Source organism: Streptomyces sp. NPDC019531 (assembly GCF_044903305.1).
Taxonomy (GTDB): domain Bacteria; phylum Actinomycetota; class Actinomycetes; order Streptomycetales; family Streptomycetaceae; genus Streptomyces.
Window position 1 is genome coordinate 1 of record NZ_JBJDQL010000022.1, and the last position, 2,511, is coordinate 2,511.

A 2,511-nucleotide genomic window follows, 5' to 3' on the forward strand; every position below is an offset into this window, starting at 1 on the left:
CGCCACATCAGCGCCCACCCAAACCTCAAGGAACTGCCTGAAGCCCGGAGAGAACTCAATCGCCATGTCTGGTCTTTCCTATGCCGAAAATACTGCCGCTGCCGATGACCGCACAATGCGCCGCCACCGGGTGCGCTGGTGGCGCAATGAGCTGTGCCTAGTGCTTCCCGGTCTGCGACTCCTGGTCATGAATGTCGTCGAGAGCCAGGTCCTGCGGCTTTTTGATCTGAGACGTCTCCATGCGGATTCCCTCGATCAGACTCGCGAATCCGTCGCTGATCGAACGGACTGTGGCAAGGACCTGTTCGTGCTCCTGGCGGCAGCCCGGCCCAACCTGGTTAGCGAAATCGTCGTCGCCCTCAGCGCCCCACCAGCCGATGTAATTGCGATACTTTTCATCGAACTCGGGACCCAGCCGGTCCGCATACGCCACAGCGTCTCGCAATTCACGGCAGCCCTGCAGGATTCCGTCGATGTCCGCCGAGTACTCACTGCCCATGCTGACTCACGCCCTTCGCCTTCTTCGCGGCCTTTCCCACCCCAGCGGGTGCGGACAGCGCTTCCTCTCCGTCTTCGTGGATCTCGTCGCGCAGCCGGTCCTTCGCGGTCTTTGGCTGCTCCCCCTGTTCCGTTCCGCCGGGAAACGAGCCGAAGATCCTTTCCCAGTCCACGCCCGTGTGCTCGGAGACGGATTCGCCGTCAACGGCCTTGGTGAGCGGCTCGAAGGTGTCCACCACACGCTGGGCCATCTCCCCGCGAGCCTTCTCCACGGTCTGCAGGATGGTGGAGGACAGCTGGGCGGCTGCCATTCTCTTGTACTTGGCGTCAAGAAAGTCCAGGCCGACCAGCGCGCCCTGGGGGCCCACCGTGACCTGCACGGTCCTGTCCGCGGATCGCGCGGTGACCGTTGCCTGCCTGAGTTCCGACTCGGCCTTCGCCACCGCTTCCTCTGTGGCCTTGATCCGCGCCATGGCATCGGCCAAGCGCTGTTCCATGGAGTCCTTCACGCCCATTCCCCTCCGTTCTCTTCCAACTGTTCCGGCCGGTCCGGTGGGGCTCAACGCGCGCATGGGCGCGCGGGCGTTGTCGTCACCGTCCGAGCGCCTGCGGAGCGCCGCCCTCGTCGGTGCCCCAGACTTCCTCGTCCTCGGCCAGCCAGGTGGTGCGTTCACGGTCACTGCTCTCAGTGGCCTGGTTCTGCTGCGGTCCGGCGCCCCCGGCCATCGGTGGCGCGAACGGCATACCGCTGGAAGTCGGGACGTTGCTTCGCGCAACGACGTTGTTCTCCTGCGCTTCCAGAGCGGCGCCCCGCCGACCAGTACGGCCGACGCCTGGCTCCAGCACAGTGCGGGTGCGCTCCGAGCCAGAGCCGGCTTCGCCGCCCATCGCGCCGCCGTGCGGGGGGAACATCCCCGGGCTGCTCGGATACCCACTGGGGCCGGCAGTCGGGTTGGCTGCCAGTTCCTGGCCGCGGCCCAGCGCAGACGCCACATCCTCCTGGTTGTAGAGGTTTCCGCCGAACTCCGAGCCATAGGGCGAGTACGTCGACGTCGACGACAGAGCGGTGGGTTGGGGAAGGGCATCGATCCGCTGCCGGATGAGCTCGTCCGTGTCCGTCTGGGGGGTATTCAGCCGGTCGGACTCGGACTGGATATCGGCCATGCGCTGGTCGTAGTCCGCCTTGGCCTGCTTCCGGGCCTGTTCCGCATCCTGGCGAGCCTGGTCCTGCTCGTGCTGGACGGAGTCCTTCTCCCGCTGATACTCCTCCTTGGCTCTCGCTTCTGTCTGGTCGGCCTTGTCGATGGCCTCGTGCTCGCGGTTGTTGATGTCAGCGAGCTTCTTGTCGTACTCGGCCTTGGCCTCCTCCGGGCTGACCCGCCCGTCGGAGAGGGCCTTTTCGTACTCCCGCTTCGCCTGCGCCCGTTCGCTCTCGGCCTCTTGACGGGCGTGGTCCCGCTGATCCTTGGCGTCGGCCTGGGCCTGCTCGAAGTCCTTCTTGGCCTCTGCGGAGTGCTGGTCGGCGGCCTGCTCGGCGGTATCACGCTCGGTTCTGGCATCGGCGAGATCCCGCTCGTACTGCGCGCGGGCGTCGGTCTTGTCGCGCTCCAGGTTGAGCTTGGCCTGATTCTGCTCCTTGAGAGCCTGCTGACGCGCCTCTTCCCGATCGCGGTTGGCCGCGTCCCGTGTCTCCTGCTGGTCCTGGATGACTTTCTGACGGTCCTTCTCGGCCTGCTTACGCGCTTCCTGCTGCTCCGTCTGGACTCGCTGCCGCTCCTCCGCCTGCTGCTTGCCGGCTTCCTCGCGATCCTTCTTCGCCTGCGCGAGTGCCTCGTCCCGTTCCTTCTGCTGGTCCTGGGTGACCTTCTGACGGTCCTTCTCGGCCTGCTTACGCGCTTCCTGCTGCTCCGTCTGGACGCGCTGCCGCTCCTCCGCCTGCTGCTTGCCGGCTTCCTCGCGATCCTTCTTCGCCTGCGCGAGTGCCTCGTCCCGGTCCTTCTGCTGCTGATCGCG

Annotated in this window: 2 protein-coding genes and 1 pseudogene; all 3 read right to left on the bottom strand. The window is 66.0% G+C overall.

What is annotated here, in order from left to right; all coding sequences use genetic code 11:
- Window positions 1–157: 157 nt before the first annotated feature.
- Complete coding sequence (locus ACI2L1_RS24215; RefSeq protein ID WP_404741440.1) at window positions 158–499, bottom strand: hypothetical protein; 342 nt, start codon at window positions 497–499, stop codon at window positions 158–160.
- On the bottom strand, window positions 489–1,013 hold the full coding sequence (locus tag ACI2L1_RS24220) for a YbaB/EbfC family nucleoid-associated protein (RefSeq protein WP_404741441.1): 525 nt from the start codon (window positions 1,011–1,013) through the stop codon (window positions 489–491). The genes ACI2L1_RS24215 and ACI2L1_RS24220 overlap by 11 nt, the downstream gene beginning before the upstream one ends.
- Before the next feature lie 76 nt (window positions 1,014–1,089).
- Window positions 1,090–2,511 (bottom strand): annotated as a pseudogene (locus ACI2L1_RS24225) (hypothetical protein); the annotation flags it as partial.

Coding starts and splice junctions, on each gene's coding strand:
- ACI2L1_RS24215 (WP_404741440.1), bottom strand. CDS start 499: ATGGGCAGTGAGTACTCGGCGGACATCGACGGAATCCTGCAGGGCTGC.
- ACI2L1_RS24220 (WP_404741441.1), bottom strand. CDS start 1,013: ATGGGCGTGAAGGACTCCATGGAACAGCGCTTGGCCGATGCCATGGCG.